The following is an 18,558-nucleotide window of genomic DNA, read 5'->3' as shown; positions in this document are numbered from 1 at the left end:
CCTGAAGTTCACCCTCGGGATCGCGCTGAGTCCACTGGACCAGCTGCCGGAACTCGCGAAAACCGCCGAGGAATGTGGCTTTTCGTCGATCGCGCTGCCGGACTCGCTGTTCTACATGAAGTCGGCGGCGGCGAAATACCCGTACACGCCTGACGGCAGCCGGTTCTGGGGACCCGACACCCCGTGGGTCGACCCGCTCATCGGCGCGACGGCCATGGCGGCCGTCACCAGCCGCATCCGCTTCTACACGAACGTGCTGAAGCTGGGTTCGCGCAACCCGCTGCTGCTGGCCCGGCAGGTCGGCTCGGTGGCCAACCTGTCCGGCAACCGCTTCGGCTTCGGCGTCGGGATCGGCTGGGCGCCGGAGGAATTCGAGTGGTGCGGAGTGCCGTTCGCGCGGCGCGGCGCCCGGGTGGACGAGATGATCGAGGTCATCAAGCTGGTCCTGGGCGGAGGAATGGTCGAGTATCACGGCGAGTTCTTCGACTTCGATCCATTGCAGATGAGCCCGGCGCCGAGCGAGCCGGTGCCGTTCTACATCGGCGGGCACACCGACGCGGCGCTGCGGCGCGCCGCACGGGTGGGCGACGGCTGGACCTCGGCCATGATGACCTATGACGAGCTGCGGCGCACGATCGCAAGACTCGATGCGCTGCGCGCCGAATTCGGCAGGGCTGGCGAACCGTTCGAGATCCAGGCGGTGTGCGTCGACCGCTTCGGCCGGTCCGGGTATCAGGATCTCGCCGACGCGGGCGTCACCGACGCGATCGTGGTGCCGTGGCTGGCCGACGGCATCGGTTTCGATGGCGAGCTCGCCGCCAAACAGGACTCGCTGCGCAAGTTCGCGCAGCAGAACGTCGCCGAGCCGATCGTGGCCGCGCAGCGAGGAAAGGACATGCCATGACCGAAGAGCACCCGGCCAGGGCGGCGGGCCTCGCCTCGCAGGCCGCGGTTCGAGCGCGGGACAAGCAGGCATGGGTGGCGCTGTTCGCCGAGGACGGCATCGTGGAAGACCCGATCGGCCCGTCCGGGTTCGACCCGGAAGGCAAGGGACACCGAGGTAAGGAGGCCATCGCCGCGTTCTGGGACAAGGCGATCGCCAAGACCGACCTGATCGAGTTCCGGTTCGGCGACTCGTTCGCCTGCGGCAAGGAAGTCGCCTTCACCGGCACCATCCGCAGCACGATCGGCGGTCATCGGATCGACGCCGACGGCGTGTTCACCTACCGGGTGGACCACGACGGCAAGATCGCCGCCCTGCGCGCGTTCTGGGAGGTCGACCGTGCCATGGCGACCGCGCGACCGGTCGACTGAACGCCCTGGCGAACGAGAGAGGGGCCCGCGCACCATACGGTGGGCGGGCCCCTTTCGGATCTCAGTGCGCGACCGGGCACGTCTTGTAGTCGACCGGAAACTCCTTGATCCCATTCAGCCAGCCCGAGCGCAGCCGCTTCACGTCGGCGACCTTGGTGATATCGGGCAGGTGATCGGCGATGGCGTTGAAGATCAGATCGATCTCCAGCCGGGCCAGGTTGGCCCCGATGCAGAAGTGCGCGCCGGTGCCGCCGAAGGCCAGATGCGGGTTGTCCTTGCGCATGATGTCGAACTTCTCCGGCTGATCGAAGACGTCCTCGTCGAAGTTGGCCGAGCGGTACAGCATCACCACGCGCTGCCCCTTCTTGATCCGCACGCCGCCCAGTTCGGTGTCCTCCAGCGCGGTCCGCTGGAACGAGGTGACCGGGGTGGCCCAGCGGATGATCTCGTCAGCGGCCGTGGCGGGCCGCTCCTTCTTGAACAGCTCCCACTGGTCCGGGTTCTCCAGGAACGCCATCATGCCGTGCGAGATGGCGTTGCGGGTGGTCTCGTTGCCTGCAACGGCGAGCATGATCACGAAGAAGCCGAACTCCTCCTCCGTGAGCTTGTCACCATCGATGTCGGCCTCGATCAGCGTGGTCACGATGTCGTCGGCCGGGCACTGCTTGCGCGAGGCCGCCATCTGGTAGGCGTAACCGAGGATCTCGGCGGAGGCCGCGACCGGGTCGGCGGTGCTCTCCGGGTCGTCGTAGCCGGTCATGTCGTTGGACCAGGTGAACACCTTCATCCGGTCTTCCTGCGGGACGCCGATCAGCTCGGCGATGGCCTGCAGCGGCAGTTCGCAGGCGACCTGGGTGACGAAGTCCCCGGAACCGGCTTCGGCTGCCGCCTTCACGATCGCCTCGGCGCGGGCCGACAGCTCGGCGCGCAGACCGTTGATGGCGCGCGGCGTGAACCCGCGCGAGATGATCTTGCGCAGTTTGGTGTGCTCGGGCGCGTCCATGTTCAGCAGGACGATGCGTTGCAGCTCGATCTGCTCGCGGGCGATGTCGTCGTTGAACCGCGGGATGGCGGTGTTCTCGTAACTGGAGAACACATCGCTGCGCCGCGAGACCTCCTTGACATCGGCGTGCTTGCTGACCACCCAGAAACCGTCGTCGTGGAACCCGCTGACGTCGGGCGACTGCGGATTCCACCAGATCGGCGCGGTCCGCCGCAGTTCGGCGAACTCCGCGACCGGAACACGCTCGGCGTAGATGTCCGGGTCCGTGACGTCGAACCCGTCCGGGAGATGCGGCCGGGTATTCCGAGTGTCTACCACCAGATGTCTCCTTCGACAAACTGAAACACGTTCTATAATCATTGAAGCACAGGCGCGAGAACGAGGAAAGAAACCGGACAGATCCGCCCCTGGCAAGTGCTATGAACGCGTTTCAGTTTTCTGTCCCATAAGGAAAGGTTGGACATGGGCACACCCGTGATCGTCGAGGCCGCACGGACCCCGATCGGAAAGCGCGGCGGCTGGCTGTCGGGCCTGCACGCGGCCGAACTGCTCGGCCTGGCCCAACGCGGACTGCTCGAGCGAGCACACCTGGACCCCGGCCAGGTCGAGCAGGTCATCGGCGGATGCGTCACGCAGGCGGGCGAGCAGTCCAACAACGTCACCAGGGTCGCCTGGCTGCACGCGGGCCTGCCGTGGCAGGTCGGCGCCACCACCATCGACACGCAGTGCGGGTCGGCCCAGCAGGCCAACCACCTGATCGCCGGGTTGATCGCCGCCGGCGCGATCGAGGTCGGCATGGCCTGCGGCGTGGAGGCGATGAGCCGGGTTCCGTTGGGCGCCAATGTCGGCGAGCACGCCGGCCCGCGCAGGCCCGCGTCGTGGAACATCGACCTGCCCAATCAGTTCGAGGCCGCGGAGCGAATCGCCAAGCGGCGCGGCATCACTCGCGCCGACGTGGACCAGTTCGGCGCACGCTCACAGCGCCTGGCGGCGCAGGCATGGGCCGAAGGACGGTTCGACCGCGAGGTGCTCACCGTCACCGCTCCCGCGGTCGACAAGGAAGGCAACCCGACAGGCGAAAAGCTCGACGTGCGACGCGATCAGGGCCTGCGCGAGACCAGCGTGGAGGGCTTGGCGAAATTGAAGCCCGTACTGGAGGGTGGCGTGCACACCGCCGGATCGTCCTCGCAGATCTCCGACGGCGCGGCCGCAGTACTGCTGATGGACGAAAAGGCCGCGCGCCGCGCCGGTTTGCGGCCGCGGGCGCGGATCGTCACCCAGGCGGTGGTCGGGGCCGAGCCCGAATTCCATCTCGACGGCCCGGTGCAGGCCTGCACCCGGTTACTGGAACGGTCCGGCATGAATATCGGCGACATCGACCTTTTCGAGATCAACGAGGCGTTCGCGTCGGTCGCGCTTTCCTGGGCGTCGGTTCACCAACCGGACATGGACCGGGTAAATGTCAACGGCGGCGCCATCGCGCTCGGACATCCCGTCGGCTCGACCGGATCACGTCTTCTCACAACGGCTTTGCACGAGTTGGAGCGCACCGACCGCAGCACGGCCATGGTTCTCATGTGCGCCGGTGGCGCACTAGCGACAGGAACGATCATCGAACGTTTGTAGTTTCAACTATTTCCGGGTGATTGGTTGAACGTTCATCCCCTAGGGGACGAAACGTGTCGTACGCCACACAAACCCCCAAACCCCATGGTCGATGAGATGTCAGCTATCTTGCGGCTATCAAGACCGCCCGCGGCGGGACCGCAACGACGGGCCAGAACCGGGTCGTACCCCGGGTTCTCGATAGCCGTTGGGGTGACCCGCAAACGCCACCGTCCCAGTGCCTTCGCCGCGTTCCGGCCTAGAAGCTTCAAGGAAATCCGGAATCAGGCGTAGGTTTTCAGTTACTGAGCCGCTAATATCAATGATACGTATCCGAGATAACGACTGTTAGTACAGCGAAGGGAATTGGGCGGCTCACAATGGCTGATTTCGCGGCGCGGCTGAACAAGCTGTTCGAAACCGTGCATCCCCCGGGGCGTAAGCCGCACACCAACGCAGAGGTTGCGGCAGCGCTGACTGCCTCCGGACATCCGATCTCGAAACCGTACCTGTCACAGTTGCGGTCGGGACAACGGACGAACCCGTCCGATGAGACGGTGGCCGCCCTGGCGAAGTTCTTCAAGGTCAAGCCGGACTACTTCTTCAACGACATCTATGCCGCCAAGATCGATCACGATCTGGAGTTGCTGTCCCAGCTGCAGGGCTACGGACTGCGACGGCTGTCGAGTAGAGCGTTCGACTTGTCCGAAGAATCACAGAACCTGCTCACGTCCATGGCGGAGAAGTTGCGGGCCAGCGAAGGCTTGCCCGAAATTCCTCCGGACGGCACCGAATAGGTTCTACTGCACGGCAACACAGTGCGGCCCGCCGGGTCGCACTGTGTTGCGTTATGCACGTGCAAGCGTGCTTGCAGCACACAACGGGCGCTGGGGTCGTGCCCGAAGAAATAAGGGCACGACCGCGGTCCGGTATGCGATGTTGTCCGGATCAGCGATGCGGATAACGGTTTTCGATGCCGCACGACGTTCGTCGTTCGTGCCGAACCGGATTCCCATCCGTGCCGGTTCGTTCGAATAGCCGACCGGTCGCGCACTATTGCATCTCACCGATCGCCTGCGCGCGACTGCGCTCAATTTCGAGTCGGCGCAGAAGCCACCTCCGGATAGACCCTGGCGGTGCCCCGGACCCATCCGCGTGGACTAATGCCGTCCGGCGGAGCTATCCATCGGGCGTCGACCACGACTTCCCACGCCGGATTGCGCGTCCACCTCGCCTCTTGGTCGGCCCCGAGCCGACCGCTGCCGAAGCACGGCGGCGGAACCTTTTGCGACGGAACCAGTGCGACCTACGGCCATGCGCCGAACCTTCCCTCATCAGTTGAAGCGCGGTTCTCTGCCCGGTCGCCACTCTCACCCGGGACTTCCCAACGGATGGGTGCACATAGTAGACCCCAGCCGCAACTGTGCCCCGGAAGGGGCCGAGCCGATCAAGCCCCGTAGACCGGCTCCGGCGGGGTCGCCTTGGCGATCAGATCGGCCACGACGGGTCCGAGTTCGGCCGGAGTCCAGCGGGCGCCGCGGTCGACGGCGGCGCCGTGCCGCCACCCGTCGGCCAGCGCCACCTTGCCGCCCTCGACCTCGAACATCCGCCCGGTCACGGCCGCCGAGTTCGTGCTGCCCAACCACACGACCAGCGGCGACACGTTCTCCGGGGCCATGGCGTCGAAGCCGTTGTCCGGCTTGGCCATCGTCTCCGCGAATACCGTCTCGGTCATCCGGGTGCGTGCGGCCGGGGCGATCGCGTTCACCGTGACGCCGTAGCGGGCGAACTCGGCGGCGGCGGTCAGGGTCAGGCCCGCGATACCGGCCTTGGCCGCGCCATAGTTGCCCTGCCCCACGCTGCCTTGCAGACCCGCGCCGGAGCTGGTGTTGATGATGCGGCCGTCGACCGGACGGCCCGCCTTCGCCTCCGCCCGCCAGTACTCGATCGCGTGCCGCATGGTGGCGAAGTGGCCTTTGAGATGCACGCGGATCACCGCGTCCCACTCCTCCTCGCTGAGATTGACCAGCATCCGGTCGCGCACGAACCCGGCGTTGTTGACCAGCACGTCGAGCTTGCCGAACGTGTCGACGGCTTGGCGGACCAGCCTGCGGGCGCCTGCCCAGTCCGCGACATCGTCGCCGTTGGCCACGGCTTCCCCGCCGAGCGCCTCGATTTCAGCGACCACCTGCTGCGCCGGGGTCTCCGCGGTAGCCGCGCCGTCCAGGGCCGAACCGAGGTCGTTGACCACGACGCGCGCGCCCGCCGCGGCGAAGGCGAGGGCGTGCGCGCGGCCGATGCCCCGGCCCGCTCCGGTGACGATGACGACGCGTCCGGCGCAGATCTGGTCGGTGTCCATGTGTGTCCTCTTCGTGGGTGGTCGGGTTCGGTCCAGTTGTTCAGGACTGCTGATCCGCGGTGGAGGCGGAGAGGAAGGCGGGGCGCTCGCCACCGCCGTGTACCAGCAGGGTCGCGCCGCTGACGTAGCCGGCCAGCGGCGAGGCGAGGAAGACGGCGCAACGGCCGATGTCCTCGGGGCGAGCCAGGCGACCCATCGGGATGGTCCGGCCCACCGCGTCGACGCCGTCTTGGTCGCCATAGTGCAGGTGGCTCAATTCGGTGTCGACCGGTCCGACCACCAGCGAGTTGACCCGTACTTTCGGCGCCCATTCGACGGCGAGCGAGGCCGTGAGGCTGTCCATGCCCGCCTTGGCCGCGCCGTAGGCGGCGGTACCCGGCGACGGACGGTGCCCGCTGACGCTGGAGACGTTCACGATCGAGCCGCCCTCGTCCTGCCGCTGCATCACAGCGTTGGCGGCCTGCGCCACCAGCAGCGGAGCGAGCAGGTTCAGTTCGACGATCTTGGTGTGAAAGTTCTTGCTCGCCTCGGCGGCCAGCGCGAAGGGCGCGCCACCCGCGTTGTTGACCAGGTGGTCCAGTCGGCCGTGGCGCTCGGTGATCGTCTCGATCAGCGCACGAACCGCGTCCGCGTCCCGGACATCGCACGGCAGGTAGTCGATGGCGCGTCCGTCGACCTCGACGGGACCGTCGGCGGGCCGCCGCGCACACGCGACGACGGTCGCACCCGCGGCCAGGAACGCCTTGCTCACGCCCGCGCCGACGCCGCGAACACCGCCCGTCACCAGAACGACGCGTCCGGCGAGATCGATTTCGAGTGCCACCGTGCTAACCTACCAAGCAACTGCTTGCTTTGCCAATGCGTGCACCGACGATGGGACTTGCGATGGGGATCAGCCGCCACTCCGAATCCACCGGCATCACCGTGGTCACGGTCGACTACCCGCCGGTCAACGCCATCCCCACCGAGGGCTGGTTCACCATCGCCGACGAGGTGCGCGCGGCGGGCCGCGATCCGGATACCAGGGTGGTGGTGCTGCGCGCGGAGAACCGCGGTTTCAACGCGGGCGTGGACATCAAGGAGATCCAGAGCAAGCCCGGCCATCAGGCGCTGATCGACGCCAACCACGGCTGCTTCGAAGCCTTCGCCGCGGTCTACGAGTGCCAGGTGCCGGTCGTCGCGGTGGTGCAGGGCTTCTGCCTGGGCGGCGGCATCGGGCTGGTGGGCAACGCGGACATCGTGATCGCCTCCGATGACGCCACGTTCGGGCTGCCCGAAGTAGACCGCGGCGCGCTCGGCGCGGCGACCCACTTGGCGCGCCTGGTGCCCCAGCACCTGATGCGCGCGCTGTTCTACACGGCAAGCACCGTCACCGCGCAGCAGTTGCACCATTACGGCTCGGTGTACCAGGTGGTACCGCGCGCCGAACTGGACGCGGCGGCTTTGGAATTGGCCAAGAACATCGCGGCCAAGGACGGCCGGGTGATCCGTGCGGCGAAGCGGGCCTTGAACGGCATCGACGTGCAGGACGTGCACCGCAGCTACCGGTACGAGCAGGGATTCACCTTCGAACTCAACCTCGCCGGCGTCGCCGACGAGATCCGCGCCCGGTTCGACGACGATCTCGCGGCGCGCAAGGCCGGGCAGTGAACACAGCGGGTCGGCCCGCGGCGAGCCGACCATCGGAGATGGAGCGAAAAGCAATGCGAGACAAGCGGATGTCGCTCGACCAGGTCGTCGGCGAACTGCGCAGCGGGATGACCATCGGCATCGGCGGCTGGGGCTCCCGGCGCAAGCCGATGGCGCTGGTGCGGGCCATCCTGCGATCGGACCTCACGGATCTGACCGTGGTCGGCTACGGCGGGCCGGACCTCGGGCTGCTGTGCTCGGCAGGGAAGGTGCGCAAGGCGTACTACGGGTTCGTCTCGCTGGATTCGCCCCCGTTCTACGACCCCTGGTTCACCAAGGCGCGAACCTCCGGTTCGCTGGTCGCCCGCGAGATGGACGAGGGCATGCTCAAGTGCGGTCTGGAGGCGGCCGCGGCGCGACTGCCGTTCCTGCCGATCCGTGCCGGTCTCGGATCGGACGTCCCGAACTTCTGGGAGGGCGAACTGAAGACCGTCGAATCGCCGTACCCGGTGGACGGCACGCCGGAGACTCTGATCGCCATGCCGGCGCTGCGCCTGGATGCGGCGCTGGTGCACCTGAATCTCGGCGACGCGCACGGCAACGCCGCCTACACCGGCGTCGACCCGTACTTCGACGATCTCTTCTGCCTGGCGGCGCAGCGACGCTACGTCTCGGTGGAACGGGTGGTGGAGACCGACGAGCTGGTGAAAACCGTTCCGCCACAAGCACTGCTGCTCAATCGAATGATGGTCGACGGCGTGGTGGAGGCCCCTGGCGGCGCGCATTTCACTCTCGCCGCGGACAGCTACGGCCGGGACGAGAAGTTCCAGAAGCACTACGTCGAGTCCGCCAAGACGCCGCAAGCGTGGCAGCGGTTCGTCGACACCTACCTGTCCGGGTCCGAGGAGCAGTACCAGACCGCGGTCCGCCGATTCGCCGAGGAGGCGTGATGCAGACGACCGTGTCCCGCAAGCCACAGGAGGCGCGATGACCAGCACCGAGATCGTGACCCGCGCCGAGGTGTGCGCGGTCGCCTGCGCGGAGATCTTCCGCGGCGCGGGAGAAATCATGGCCAGCCCGATGTCGCCGATGTCCATCCTCGGCGCCCGGTTGGCCAAGCTCACCACCGAACCCGATCTGTTGCTGTCGGACGGCGAAGCGCTTCTGTTCGCCGAGACTCCCCCGCTGGGCGGGAAAGCCGCGATCGAGGGGTGGATTCCGTTCCGGAGGGTCTTCGACGTGGTGGCCTCGGGTCGCAGGCATGTGGTGATGGGCGCCAATCAGATCGACCGCTTCGGCAACCAGAACCTGTCGGCGTTCGGTCCGCTGCAGCAGCCGACCCGGCAGATGTTCGGGGTGCGCGGCGCGCCGGGCAACACCATCAATCACGCCACCAGTTATTGGGTCGCGCGGCACTCCAAGCGCGTGTTCACCGAGCGGGTCGACATCGTGTCGGGCGTGGGCTACGACAAGGTGGACCCGGCCAACCCCGCCTACCGCTTCCATCACCTGCACCGTGTGGTGACCAACCTCGGTGTGTTCGATTTCGAAGGTCCCGGCAACACCATGCGCGCCCGCAGCCTGCACCCTGGCGTAACCGCCGACGAGGTCGCCGAGAACACTTCCTTCGACATCGCGGGACTCGCCGAGGCGGACGAGACGCGCACGCCGACTGCCGAAGAACTTCGGTTGATCCGAGAAGTACTGGATCCCAAGAAGCTTCGCGAAACCGAGGTCCCGGCATGACCGCACATCTGCGCACCGCGTTGACCGATCTGGTCGGGGTCGAGCACCCGATCGTGCAGACCGGTATGGGGTGGGTGGCGGGTCCGCGGCTGGTCTCGGCCACCGCGGAGGCGGGCGGGCTCGGCATCCTCGCCTCCGCCACCATGACCTTCGCGGAGCTGGCGGCGGCCATCGCGAAGACCAAGGCGCACACCGGGAAACCGTTCGGCGTCAACATTCGGGCCGACGCCGCCGACGCACCTGAGCGGATCGATCTGCTGATCCGGGAGAAGGTGGCGGTCGCCTCGTTCGCGCTCGCGCCCAAACAGGATTTGATCGCGAAGCTGAAAGACGCCGGGGTGGTGGTCATCCCGTCGATCGGTGCGGCCAAGCACGCGGTCAAAGTGGCGGCCTGGGGCGCGGACGCGGTCATTGTGCAAGGCGGCGAGGGCGGCGGGCACACCGGCCCGGTGGCCACCACTTTGCTGCTGCCATCGGTGCTGGACGCGGTGGACATTCCCGTGATCGCGGCGGGCGGGTTCTTCGACGGACGCGGGTTGGCCGCCGCGCTGGCCTATGGCGCGGCGGGCATCGCGATGGGCACCCGGTTCCTGCTCACTCAGGAGAGCACGGTCCCGGACGCCGTCAAGCAGGAATATCTGCGCAGGCAGCTGCAGGACACGGTGGTGTCGCTGAAGGTCGACGGGATGCCGCACCGCGTGCTGAACACCGAACTGGTACAGCGCCTGGAGCATTCGGGTCGGTGGCGCGGGCTCACCGCGGCTGTCGCGAACGCGGCCCGGTTCAAGAGCATGACGGGCATGAAATGGTCCACCATGGTTCGCGACGGACTGACCATGCGGAAGACCAAGGATCTCAACTGGTCCCAGGTCATCATGGCCGCGAATACGCCCATGCTGCTGCGCGCCGGACTGGTCGAGGGCAACACTCAGGCGGGTGTGCTCGCCGCGGGCCAGGTCACCGGGATCATCGATGACCTACCCACCTGCAAGGAGCTGATCGACCGAATCGTCACCGACGCAGTGGCGCGGATCGGTGTGCTCGCCGCGCTTCCCGATGGGGCGAACTCGACGAGGATCTAGTCCGAAAGGTTGACGGCCTTCGGAGCACAGACCGAAGGCCGTCTTCTCCGGGGCGGCCACGGCCGACGCAGCTGTCGTCATGGTCCCGCAGGCGGCAGGTCCGATAGTTGATCAGGGTGCGCGCCGGCGAATCGGGCGAGTCCAGCGGCGAAGGAGTCGAACATCGGCTCGAAAATGCGTCGCATCACCAGGGATTCGATCGGGCGCAGAACCGATGCCGGATCGAGGTGGACCTGCCAGACCAGGCGGCAGCGGTCGGGTCCGACGGGATCCAAGGTGATGTCCTCGATCATTCGGCGCGCCAAAGGGATTGACATGGCATCGGCGGAGAAGGTGAAACGAGCAGCGGGCTCCCAGGCCAGGAATCGTTCGCGCACGGTGATCCAGCGCAAGTGGATGTCGCGGATCGTTCCCTCGTCATGCGGTGCAGTTCCGTACCAGGTGGTGGCCCGGTATCCGGCGGCCCACTCCGGTTGCCCTTCGCCGGTGGCGAGAATGTCGAAGGTGCGCTGGGCCGATGCCGCCACGATACGTTCGTTGCGCAAGTGGCAGCGCATCGTAGCGATGTCGCCGAGGCTGCTGGGTCGCAATGCGCACATCGTCATTTCGCGGCGACCAATCTACGGGTCAGGCGAATCGTGGTGCGGCGCGGCAGGTATCGCGGCAGACGCGTCGACACCGCGTTCGCCAGCCCGGATACCACGCTCGGCCGGGGCGTGCGGCGGTCCAGTTCGCGGAGCGCCGTCGCCACCACCTGCTGTGATGTCTGCCGTCGTCCGACGCTGGCGGCTTCGCCCGCCACCTCGAAGAATTCGGTATCGGTGGCACCCGGGCACACGGCGAGCGCGGTGACGCCACTGCCTTCGAGTTCGCCCCACAGCGCCTCGGTGAACGAAAGCACGAACGCCTTCGTCGCGCCGTAGACGGCCATGAACGGAATCGGTTGAAACGCCGCGGTGGAGGCGATGTTGATCACCGCTCCGTCGCCGCGCCGGATCATGTCCGGCAGAACCGCCCGGGTCAATTCCGCGACGGCGGTGATGTTGACCGCGATCTCCTCGCGCGTTCGCGCGGGGTCGTGGTCGACGAGCGGGCCGTGGGTTGCGAAACCGGCATTGTTGACCAGCAGGTCGATCGGCTTGTCGTCCGCGCTCAGCACGTCGGCGAGTCGCTCGACGTCCGCGGGGATCGAAAGATCGGCGGTGACGACTCGCGCCCGGATCCCGAAGGTGTGTTCGAGGTCTGTCGCCAGCTTTCGCAACCGATCCTCGCGCCTGGCCACCAGGATCAGGTTGCAACGTCTTTCGGCCAAGGCCGTGGCGAACGCCGCGCCGATCCCACTACTCGCACCGGTCACGACCGCGGTCGCGCCTTCCCAGTTCTTCATGTCGCCTCCTGAAGGTGAACAGGTGTTCATCTAGCTATACTTAACAGCTGTTCAGTGATCCTTGTCAAGGGAGGCTCGATGACCGATACACGCCAGCGACGAGCGCGCGGGGAGGGTGAGCGGCTGCGCGCGGAGTTGGTTGCCGCCGCGATCGAACTGCTGCTGGAACCGCAGGCGTTGCCGACGCCGTCACTGCGGGCCATCGCCCGGGCCTGCGGTGTCGCGCCCAGTGCGGTCTACATGCACTTCCCGTCTCAGGATGCGCTGAACTATGCCGTGACCGAGGAACTGTTCGGCCGGCTGCGGCACGCGCTGGATGCCGCGGACCCTTCCACCGGCACCCGCTCCGACCGGCTGCGTGCGTTGATCGATGCCTATCTCACGTGGGCCGAGAATCATCCCGGCGCCTACCAATTGCTGTTCGAACGCCCGGATCCCTCGGTCGAATCCGGCACTGGGCCAGGGCTGGATCTGCTGGGCCGTCTCGCCGATCTGTTACCCGCCGCCGAGAAAGCGCCGGACCTCGCACTGCGTGTGTGGTGTGCCCTGCACGGCGTGGTCTCGCTGCGCATCCACAAACCTACGGCCCCTTGGACATCGGAATCGCGTGCCGACGCATGGGCAGTCGTCGCAGCCCTCGCCGACCTACCGTGAGCGCGCGGCATCCGTGCGCTGATCCGGCCACATCGCGCGATATCGTTCCGCGTCCCGGCAAGGCCCGGGTCGGCAACGCCACCGGACATACACACCGCCATCGGCCGGACCGGTGCTTCGGCCACCGCCCGGACCAGCGCATTTACCGCGGACGCCTGGTTGGCGGGGAATCGGCGGCCTAATCTTGACCCATAACCGCATACCGGTTTCGCCTGTCTCCGCCGTGCCGGCGCAGGCGTCGGTCGCGGCATGTGGCGACACCGGCGAATCCAAGGACTCGACCACTACCACTCGAGCGGAGGCCACGATGCCTGCGACGAACGAGATCACTGTGAGCAGTAGCGCTTTCGCCGATGGCGCACCCATTCCGGAGGTTTACTCGTGCACCGGAAAGAATCGGCCGCCACCTTTGACGTGGAGCGTTCCGGAATCAGCTGTCCGACTCGCCCTGATCATGGACGACCCGGACGCACCCATCGGGCTGTTCACCCACTGGGTGGTCAGCGACATCCCGCCGACCACGACCTTCAGCGAGGAGGGTGCGACACCGAACGGCGGTGTGGTCAGCCTCAACAGCGCGGACCTGGCCGATTACTTCGGGCCGTGCCCACCGACCGGGACCGGAGTGCACCACTACCGATTCATCGTGCACGCGCTGTCACACCCGGTTTCATTGAACTCGAAAACACCCGTTGCGCAGGCGAAAGCCGCGATCGAGGAAGCAAGTATCGGACACGGTCAGCTGGTCGGTACCTACACCGTCGACAGCGGACCGGCCTGAGCGGGGCGTCCTCGCCGCACCCGCCTGGACCCGGTCGGCGCGGCGGCACGTCGGCGAACCCGAGTCGCCGACGTGCCACTCGTCGCACCGGTATCAGCGCGGCAGGCGCTCGATGACGGTGGCGTTGGCGGTGCCGCCGCCCTCGCAGATGGTCAGCAGGCCGTAGCGACCTCCGACCCGCTCCAGCTCATTGAGGAGGGTCGCGAAAAGCTTTGCGCCGGTGGCACCGAGCGGGTGGCCGAGCGCGATCGCGCCGCCGTTGACGTTGACCCGCTCCGGATCGGCGCCGGTCTCCTTCAACCAGGCCAGCACCACCGGCGCGAAGGCCTCGTTGATCTCGACCACATCGATGTCGTCGATGGTGAGCCCCGACTTCTCCAACGCCCACTTGGTCGCCGGAATCGGCGCGCTCAGCATGAAGATCGGGTCCGCTCCGCGCGCGCTCACATGATGGATGCGCGCCCGCGGCGTCAGGCCGTACTCGCGCACCGCCCACTCCGACGCGAGCAGCGTGGCGCTGGCGCCGTCGGAAATCTGGCTGGCCACCGCCGCGGTGAGCGGGCTGCCTTCGGCCAGCGGCGGCAGCGCGGCCATCTTCGCCAGGCTGGTCTCGCGGGGACCCTGGTCGATCCAGAAATCGCCGACCGGAACGATCTCGTTGTCGAAGCGGCCGTTCTTGATCGCGTCGCGGGCCCGTTCGTGGCTGCGCAGCGCCCAGCGCTCCATGTCCTCCCTGCTGATGCCCCACTTCTCGGCGATCAACTGGGCCCCGCGGAACTGCGAGACCTCGCCGGTGCCGTAGCGGTGGTCCCAGCCTTCGGCGCCGACGAACGGCGAGTCGAAGCCGTATTCCTTGCCCGCGAGCATGGCCGCGGAGATCGGGATCGCGCTCATGTTCTGCACGCCGCCGGCCACGATCACTTCGGCGGTGCCGCTCATGATGGCCTGCGCGCCGAAATTGATCGCCTGCTGACTGGATCCGCACTGCCGGTCCACCGTGACACCGGGAACCTCTTCGGGGTAACCCGCGGTCAGCCACATGGTGCGGCCGATATTGCCCGCCTGCGGACCGATGTTGTCGACGCAACCCACGATGACGTCGTCCACCACCCCCGGATCGATCGGGCTGCGGTCGAGCAGGCCGCGCAGCACGGCCGCACCCAGATCGGCGGGGTGAACGCCCGCCAGTGCGCCGCCGCGCTTACCGACCGGGGTGCGTACCGCATCGATCACGTACGCGTCCCGCAGCGGGGCATACGGACGACGGGACGCGGAAGGTGCTGACATGTATGGACTCCTACGTGGTGTGCTCGGGGACGGTGAGCCCGTCGAGCACGATGGTCAGGTACTGCTTGGCGAGGTTGTCGACGGTGATGGGGCCACCGGGCCGGTACCACCGCACCGCGACCCACACCGTGTCGCGCAGGAACCGGTAGGCCAGTTCGACGTCGAGTTCCGGCCGGAAGCTGCCGTCCTGTACGCCATTGGTCAGCACCCGGTGCCAGAGCTCGCGGAATTCGCGGTTGTAGTCGGCGATGTAGGTGAACCGCTCCGCGGTGCGCAACCGTTTCGCCTCGGCCTGGTAGATCGCGACCGCGGCGTGCCAGCGGTCGAACGACTCGTAGGACGCGAGCACCAAGGCTTCCAAGGTGTCTCGCGAACTCAGTCCGGAGGCGACGATCTCGCGGTAACGGCCGAAGAGGTCGTCGAGGAACCCGCGCAGGATCTCGTCCACCATCGACTCTTTGGAGTCGAAGTGGTGGTAGAGGCTCCCCGATAGGATTCCGGCCGCGTCGGCGATGTCACGCACGGTGGTGGCGCGCAGTCCCCGCTCGGCGAACAATTCGGCCGCAAGGGCGAGCAGCTCGCTGCGCCGTGCTGATTTCGAGGCGTCTGGTGCGGTCACGCGGCCCATCATACAACCAAGCATTTGCTTGGTCGAGTGGGCGTTCAGCGCGCGGAGTAGCGCAGCGGGGAGGAGACCGAGAGGTCTGCGAGCAGTCGATCGCAGATCACCACCGGCGAGACGCCCGCACGCGCCATCCGCGCGACGAGCGCGAGACGACGTTCGCAGCTGTCCCATTCCACGGTGAGCTGGCCACGGTCCGGTCCCGCGTCCACGGTCGCCATCACCCGCGGCGGACCGCCGGGGACCGGTTCCTCGCTCAACTTGAGCACCATGCCGCGCTGCCAGGCGTGATAGGTCTCCATGTCGGCGCCGATCACGAGCTTGTCCGTGGCCGCGCATAGACCCTGGGCGATCTCGTCCGCGAAGGTCACGCCATCCACACGGAACTTGCGGCATTTCGCGAGGACCGCGAGCAGGTCCGCACGCACCTCGCACAGCAGAGCCATCTGGCGCTGCCTGCGCCGCTCGTGCTCGGTTTCGAAATCGCCCGACGGGTGGCTGAGTCCGATGCGCCTGGCGCGCTCGCGATCGCGCGCCAGATCGGCGCGCAACGCACCGCGCGGGTCGCGCGCGACTTCGCCCTCGTCGACGGCGTGCTGCTCGAGAATCCGCGCGGCCGCCATCGCGACCGCGCGTTCGGAAGTGTGCTCGATGAGTTCGGCGCCGAGGGTGAGCGCCGAAAGCACGAGGCTGTCCAGCCGCCGCCTGGCTAGTACGACGTCGCGGACCAAGTCGAGTTCCAGTTGTTCGCGGGCAGGTGGGCGATCCAGGCCCATAGCCATCGCCCCCTTGCAGAGCGCGGTTCCGATCCCATCCAGCATGGCACACCCCCGCGTTCTCCGGCTCGCCCTTTTCCACCTGATCAGCTGCCTATTTCGGCGCACTGTGCCCGACGCTGGAAGGCGATCGCACTCCGGCGCGCGGGTCGCGCATCGGTACCGAGCTAGCGGCTGCTCGATGGTCGCCGGACGCGCCCCCGCCCGATCCGGTGCGAAAGAACCGGGCAGACAGCCGGGAAAACCCGGAAGGCTCAGGCGCGTTGGCTGCTGACCGAGACCACCTCGCCGGTCAGGTACGAGGTGTAGTCGCTGGCCAGCATCGCGATCGTCGCGGCGACCTCCCACGGTTCGGCCGCGCGGCCGAACGCCTCCCGCTCGGACAATCGGTCCAGCAGTTCGGTGGAACTCACTTTGTCCAGGAAAGCGTGCCTGGCGATGCTCGGGGCCACCGCGTTGATCCGGACGCCGAGTTCGGCGGCTTCGATCGCGCTGCACCTGGTCAGCGCCATTACGCCCGCCTTCGCCGCGGCGTAGTGCGCTTGGCCGTGCTGCGCGCGCCAGCCCAGCACGCTGGCGTTGTTGACGATCACGCCGCCGTGGCCCGCCTCGCGAAAGTAGCCGAGCGCGGCGCGGGTGCAGCGGAACGTGCCGCCCAGCGTGATGTCCAGGACGCGGCTCCACTGCTCGTCGGTCATGTCGACCACCGGCGTCTCCCCGCCCAGCCCGGCGTTGTTGACCATGATGTCGATCCGGCCTATGGTCTCGGCCGCGCCGCGCACCAGGGCGTTCACCTGCTCGGTGTTCTGCACGTCGCACGCGATCGAGGCGACGCGCCGGTCCGGGAACTCGGCGGCGAGCTCGGTGGCCGTCTCCGCCAGCCGCCGCTCGTGCCAGTCGGAGACCACCACGTCGGCGCCCTCGGCCAGCAGCCTGCGCGCCGTGGCCGAGCCGATTCCGGTACCCGCCGCGGCGGTGATCACGGCGGTGCGCCCGGTCAGCAAGCCGTGCCCGGGAACGGGCGCGGGGGCGATCGACAGCGGGCCCGTCACGGGCGCGCCTCGCGCGGCAGTCCGAGCACACGCTCGGCGATGATGTTGCGCTGCACTTCGTTCGAACCTCCGTAGATGGTGTCGGCGCGGGTGAACAGGTACAGCCGCTGCCATTCGTTGAGATCGTGCTCCCCTGTGGGCCCGGCGGCGGACGCGACCAGGCCGCGGGCGCCGAGCACGGCCATGGCCAGCTCGCCGAGTCCGCGATGCCAGTTGGCCCACAGCAGTTTCGCGACCGATGCCTGGCCACCACCATCGTCCACGCCAGCGCCCTGCATCGTGCGCATGGCGTGCGCGCGCAGCACGCGCAGGCCGACCCAGGCTCGGTCGATCCGGTCGGCGATCAGCGGGTCGTCGGCCGCGCCGGTGCGGCGGGCCAGCGCCTCGATGTCGGCCAGTTCGCGGGCGAACCGGATCTGCTGGCCGAGGGTGGAGATACCGCGTTCGAAGGTGAGCGTGCCCATGGCGATCCGCCAGCCGTCACCCGGTTCGCCGACCACCAGGTCCGCGGCCGTGCGGGCGTCGTCGAAGAAGACCTCGTTGAACTCCGACGTCCCGGTGAGCTGGATGATCGGGCGCACGTCGATGCCCGGCTGCTTCATAGGAACCAGCAGGTAGGACAGGCCCTTGTGGCGGGTGGAACCGCGCTCGGTGCGGGCGACGACGAAGCACCAGTCGGCCACGTGGGCCAGCGACGTCCAGATCTTCTGCCCGTTGATCGACCACTCGTCGCCATCGAGATGCGCCGAAGTGGTGATCGCGGCCAGGTCCGATCCCGCGCCCGGTTCCGAATAGCCCTGACACCACAGTTCGCCGACCGTACGGATGCCGGGCAGGAACCGATCCTTTTGAGCTTTGGTGCCGAAGGCGAGCAGAGTCGGGCCGAGCAGTTCCTCACCCACGTGCGACACCCGCGCGGGCGCGTTGGCCTTGGCGTATTCCTCGTGGAAGATCACCTGCTGCCGCACGGTCGCCTCGCGGCCGCCGTACTCCTTCGGCCAGCCGAGGCAGGTCCATCCGGCGGCGGCCAGATGCCGGTCCCAGGCCAGGCGCTCGTCGAACGCCTCGTGTTCGCGGCCGGGGCCGCCGAGACCGCGCAGCGCGCGGAATTCTCCGTTGAGGTTCTCCTCCAGCCACTCGCGCACCTCGGCGGCGAATCGCGCGTCCTGTGCGGCGGAAAGCCGCCCGTCCGGCGCGGCGGTATCGGATTCTGAGGTCTGGATCGCACCCACGCCGGTAGGATAACCTACCAAGCACTTGC

20 protein-coding genes are annotated in these 18,558 nt (G+C 67.6%); 10 read left to right on the top strand and 10 right to left on the bottom strand.

The window, feature by feature from the left end; translation table 11 throughout:
• The first annotated feature begins 1 nt into the window (after position 1).
• Both IU459_RS20005 and IU459_RS20000 read left to right on the top strand, forming a co-directional pair.
• Positions 2-904 (top strand): TIGR03619 family F420-dependent LLM class oxidoreductase, encoded by a 903-nt coding sequence (locus IU459_RS20005; RefSeq protein WP_195131107.1) that lies wholly within the window; start codon positions 2-4, stop codon positions 902-904.
• A complete protein-coding gene (locus tag IU459_RS20000; protein ID WP_195131056.1) occupies positions 901-1,314 on the top strand; it encodes a nuclear transport factor 2 family protein in 414 nt (137 codons plus the stop codon). The genes IU459_RS20005 and IU459_RS20000 overlap by 4 nt, the downstream gene beginning before the upstream one ends.
• A 61-nt stretch (positions 1,315-1,375) precedes the next feature.
• On the opposite strand, the gene IU459_RS19995 is transcribed toward IU459_RS20000, so the two are convergent.
• A complete protein-coding gene (locus tag IU459_RS19995) occupies positions 1,376-2,635 on the bottom strand; it encodes a cytochrome P450 (protein ID WP_195131055.1) in 1,260 nt (419 codons plus the stop codon).
• Positions 2,636-2,779: 144 nt separating this feature from the next.
• Here IU459_RS19995 and IU459_RS19990 point away from each other — a divergent pair, with 144 nt between their 5' ends.
• Together IU459_RS19990 and IU459_RS19985 are read left to right on the top strand one after the other, a co-directional pair.
• A complete protein-coding gene (locus IU459_RS19990) occupies positions 2,780-3,943 on the top strand; it encodes a steroid 3-ketoacyl-CoA thiolase (RefSeq protein WP_195131054.1) in 1,164 nt (387 codons plus the stop codon).
• A 359-nt stretch (positions 3,944-4,302) separates the two neighbouring features.
• On the top strand, positions 4,303-4,719 hold the full coding sequence (locus tag IU459_RS19985; protein ID WP_011207048.1) for a helix-turn-helix domain-containing protein: 417 nt from the start codon (positions 4,303-4,305) through the stop codon (positions 4,717-4,719).
• A gap of 650 nt (positions 4,720-5,369) precedes the next feature.
• On the opposite strand, the gene IU459_RS19980 is transcribed toward IU459_RS19985, so the two are convergent.
• Together IU459_RS19980 and IU459_RS19975 are read right to left on the bottom strand one after the other, a co-directional pair.
• Positions 5,370-6,281, bottom strand: a complete 912-nt coding sequence (locus IU459_RS19980; protein WP_195131053.1) for an SDR family oxidoreductase — start codon at positions 6,279-6,281, stop codon at positions 5,370-5,372.
• Between the two features lie 40 nt (positions 6,282-6,321).
• Complete coding sequence (locus IU459_RS19975) at positions 6,322-7,104, bottom strand: SDR family oxidoreductase (protein WP_195131052.1); 783 nt, start codon at positions 7,102-7,104, stop codon at positions 6,322-6,324.
• Positions 7,105-7,166: 62 nt separating this feature from the next.
• Here IU459_RS19975 and IU459_RS19970 point away from each other — a divergent pair, with 62 nt between their 5' ends.
• The 4 genes from IU459_RS19970 to IU459_RS19955 are packed head-to-tail and all read left to right on the top strand — an operon-like array spanning position 7,167 to position 10,738.
• A complete protein-coding gene (locus tag IU459_RS19970; RefSeq protein WP_195131106.1) occupies positions 7,167-7,931 on the top strand; it encodes an enoyl-CoA hydratase family protein in 765 nt (254 codons plus the stop codon).
• A gap of 53 nt (positions 7,932-7,984) precedes the next feature.
• Positions 7,985-8,860 (top strand): CoA transferase subunit A, encoded by an 876-nt coding sequence (locus IU459_RS19965; RefSeq protein ID WP_195131051.1) that lies wholly within the window; start codon positions 7,985-7,987, stop codon positions 8,858-8,860.
• A gap of 37 nt (positions 8,861-8,897) precedes the next feature.
• Entirely contained in the window at positions 8,898-9,656 is a 759-nt protein-coding gene (locus IU459_RS19960) for a CoA-transferase subunit beta (protein ID WP_195131050.1), read from the top strand.
• The gene (locus IU459_RS19955) at positions 9,653-10,738 is read left to right on the top strand and encodes an NAD(P)H-dependent flavin oxidoreductase (protein ID WP_195131049.1); all 1,086 of its coding nucleotides are present in this window, start codon (positions 9,653-9,655) and stop codon (positions 10,736-10,738) included. The genes IU459_RS19960 and IU459_RS19955 overlap by 4 nt, the downstream gene beginning before the upstream one ends.
• Before the next feature lie 77 nt (positions 10,739-10,815).
• On the opposite strand, the gene IU459_RS19950 is transcribed toward IU459_RS19955, so the two are convergent.
• A complete protein-coding gene (locus IU459_RS19950) occupies positions 10,816-11,283 on the bottom strand; it encodes an SRPBCC family protein (RefSeq protein WP_195131048.1) in 468 nt (155 codons plus the stop codon).
• A gap of 56 nt (positions 11,284-11,339) precedes the next feature.
• Positions 11,340-12,125: an SDR family NAD(P)-dependent oxidoreductase gene (locus IU459_RS19945; protein ID WP_195131047.1), complete on the bottom strand. Its 786-nt coding sequence runs from the start codon at positions 12,123-12,125 to the stop codon at positions 11,340-11,342.
• Positions 12,126-12,203: 78 nt separating this feature from the next.
• On the opposite strand from IU459_RS19945, the gene IU459_RS19940 reads away from it, so the two are divergent.
• Entirely contained in the window at positions 12,204-12,779 is a 576-nt protein-coding gene (locus tag IU459_RS19940; protein WP_195131046.1) for a TetR/AcrR family transcriptional regulator, read from the top strand.
• 331 nt (positions 12,780-13,110) lie between these two features.
• Complete coding sequence (locus IU459_RS19935) at positions 13,111-13,560, top strand: YbhB/YbcL family Raf kinase inhibitor-like protein (protein ID WP_195131045.1); 450 nt, start codon at positions 13,111-13,113, stop codon at positions 13,558-13,560.
• Positions 13,561-13,653: 93 nt separating this feature from the next.
• Here IU459_RS19935 and IU459_RS19930 read toward each other — a convergent pair whose 3' ends face one another.
• The 5 genes from IU459_RS19930 to IU459_RS19910 all read right to left on the bottom strand — a co-directional run bounded on the left by IU459_RS19930 (position 13,654) and on the right by IU459_RS19910 (position 18,520).
• Positions 13,654-14,847: an acetyl-CoA C-acetyltransferase gene (locus tag IU459_RS19930; protein ID WP_440446512.1), complete on the bottom strand. Its 1,194-nt coding sequence runs from the start codon at positions 14,845-14,847 to the stop codon at positions 13,654-13,656.
• Positions 14,848-14,857: 10 nt separating this feature from the next.
• The gene (locus IU459_RS19925; protein ID WP_195131104.1) at positions 14,858-15,475 is read right to left on the bottom strand and encodes a TetR/AcrR family transcriptional regulator; all 618 of its coding nucleotides are present in this window, start codon (positions 15,473-15,475) and stop codon (positions 14,858-14,860) included.
• A gap of 35 nt (positions 15,476-15,510) precedes the next feature.
• Positions 15,511-16,290 (bottom strand): hypothetical protein, encoded by a 780-nt coding sequence (locus IU459_RS19920; RefSeq protein WP_228838178.1) that lies wholly within the window; start codon positions 16,288-16,290, stop codon positions 15,511-15,513.
• 209 nt (positions 16,291-16,499) lie between these two features.
• Entirely contained in the window at positions 16,500-17,297 is a 798-nt protein-coding gene (locus IU459_RS19915; protein ID WP_324198943.1) for an SDR family oxidoreductase, read from the bottom strand.
• Entirely contained in the window at positions 17,294-18,520 is a 1,227-nt protein-coding gene (locus IU459_RS19910) for an acyl-CoA dehydrogenase family protein (protein ID WP_440446514.1), read from the bottom strand. The genes IU459_RS19915 and IU459_RS19910 overlap by 4 nt, the downstream gene beginning before the upstream one ends.
• Between the last annotated feature and the right edge of the window lie 38 nt (positions 18,521-18,558).

The organism is Nocardia amamiensis, assembly GCF_015477605.1.
Lineage (GTDB): Bacteria > Actinomycetota > Actinomycetes > Mycobacteriales > Mycobacteriaceae > Nocardia > Nocardia amamiensis_A.
Note: the sequence above shows the minus strand (reverse complement) of the source record. Positions and strands in the feature narration are given on the sequence as shown.

Excerpts from the sequence above, each read along its gene's own strand:
- IU459_RS20000 (WP_195131056.1), top strand. The coding sequence starts at position 901 with ATGACCGAAGAGCACCCGGCCAGGGCGGCGGGCCTCGCCTCGCAGGCC.
- IU459_RS19990 (WP_195131054.1), top strand. The coding sequence starts at position 2,780 with ATGGGCACACCCGTGATCGTCGAGGCCGCACGGACCCCGATCGGAAAG.
- IU459_RS19985 (WP_011207048.1), top strand. The coding sequence starts at position 4,303 with ATGGCTGATTTCGCGGCGCGGCTGAACAAGCTGTTCGAAACCGTGCAT.
- IU459_RS19980 (WP_195131053.1), bottom strand. The coding sequence starts at position 6,281 with ATGGACACCGACCAGATCTGCGCCGGACGCGTCGTCATCGTCACCGGA.
- IU459_RS19970 (WP_195131106.1), top strand. The coding sequence starts at position 7,167 with ATGGGGATCAGCCGCCACTCCGAATCCACCGGCATCACCGTGGTCACG.
- IU459_RS19965 (WP_195131051.1), top strand. The coding sequence starts at position 7,985 with ATGCGAGACAAGCGGATGTCGCTCGACCAGGTCGTCGGCGAACTGCGC.
- IU459_RS19960 (WP_195131050.1), top strand. The coding sequence starts at position 8,898 with ATGACCAGCACCGAGATCGTGACCCGCGCCGAGGTGTGCGCGGTCGCC.
- IU459_RS19955 (WP_195131049.1), top strand. The coding sequence starts at position 9,653 with ATGACCGCACATCTGCGCACCGCGTTGACCGATCTGGTCGGGGTCGAG.
- IU459_RS19945 (WP_195131047.1), bottom strand. The coding sequence starts at position 12,125 with ATGAAGAACTGGGAAGGCGCGACCGCGGTCGTGACCGGTGCGAGTAGT.
- IU459_RS19940 (WP_195131046.1), top strand. The coding sequence starts at position 12,204 with ATGACCGATACACGCCAGCGACGAGCGCGCGGGGAGGGTGAGCGGCTG.
- IU459_RS19930 (WP_440446512.1), bottom strand. The coding sequence starts at position 14,847 with ATGTCAGCACCTTCCGCGTCCCGTCGTCCGTATGCCCCGCTGCGGGAC.
- IU459_RS19925 (WP_195131104.1), bottom strand. The coding sequence starts at position 15,475 with ATGGGCCGCGTGACCGCACCAGACGCCTCGAAATCAGCACGGCGCAGC.
- IU459_RS19920 (WP_228838178.1), bottom strand. The coding sequence starts at position 16,290 with ATGCTGGATGGGATCGGAACCGCGCTCTGCAAGGGGGCGATGGCTATG.